The sequence below is a fragment of the Pseudomonas sp. P5_A2_2 genome (assembly GCF_054177685.1).
In genome coordinates this window covers 1-1113 of sequence record NZ_JBGCUL010001279.1, presented here as the reverse complement: position 1 = coordinate 1113, position 1113 = coordinate 1, and the positions used below count along the sequence as shown (strand labels likewise).

The window sequence follows — 1113 nt, the reverse complement described above, 5'->3', positions numbered from 1 at the left end:
GCTGATGTCAGCGAGATGACAATACGCGTCAACGGCAGCGATCTGAAGTTGACTATCGTGCGTCCGGTCGGTACTCAACAGAAGACCCTGCCCGCGTTCATGTATTTCCACGGCGGTGGCTGGGTGCTGGGCGACTTCCCGACCCACGAACGACTGGTGCGTGACCTGGTGGTAGGCTCGGGTGCGGTGGCGGTCTTCGTCAACTATAGCCTCTCGCCAGAGGCGGCATATGGCGTCGCCACCGAGCAAGCCTATGCCGCGACAAAATGGGTCGCCGAACATGGCGAAGATATTAAGGTAGACGGCACTCGCCTCGCCGTAGCCGGCAACAGCGCAGGCGGGAACATTGCCGCCGTAGTTGCCCTGATGGCGAACGAGAAGGGTGAACCTGCACTGCGCTCGCAAGTGTTGCTGTGCCCAGTGACAGACTCCAACTTTGACACGCCGTCGTACAAGGAGTTTGCCAACGGCTATTTCCTGACGAAGGACATGATGGCGTGGTTCTGGGTGTTGTTGACTGTCGACGCCGAAGCACGCAAGCAGATTTACGCTTCGCCGCTGCAGGCGACAACCGAGCAGTTGAAGGGCTTGCCGCCGACGCTGATCCAGACTGCCGAATTCGATGTCCTGAGCGATGAAGCTGAAGCTTACGGCCGCAAGCTCGACGCTGCGGGTGTACCTGTGAAGTCGGTACGCTACAACGGCATGATTCACGATTTTGGGCTGTCGAACGCATTCAGCCATCTGCCGACGCCCCGCACCGCGATCGAGCAGGCATCTCAAGAACTTAAGACCAGCCTGAACAAGTAGTTTCAAAAACAAAGAGTCCGCAGGCCTCGGTGAAACTGCGGAATTCTTTATTGAAAACACATCGTTAATTTCATTGCGAAGCTACAGTAGCACCAAAGTTTTCGGAACACCTGCTGTGCTTTTTGCAGAGTTGAGCATGAACTTAAGACCAGCCTGAACAAGTAGTTTCAAAAACAAAGAGTCCGCAGGCCTCGGTGAAACTGCGGAATTCTTTATTGAAAACACATCGTTAATTTCATTGCGAAGCTACAGTAGCACCAAAGTTTTCGGAACACCTGCTGTGCTTTTTGCAGAGTTGAGCAT

Annotated in this window: 1 protein-coding gene; it reads left to right on the top strand. The window is 54.4% G+C overall.

The features are described from left to right. Positions 1-810 (top strand): alpha/beta hydrolase (locus tag ACXRVY_RS30785; protein WP_458239178.1); only part of this gene is annotated, 810 nt, incomplete at its 5' end. Positions 811-1113: the final 303 nt, after the last annotated feature.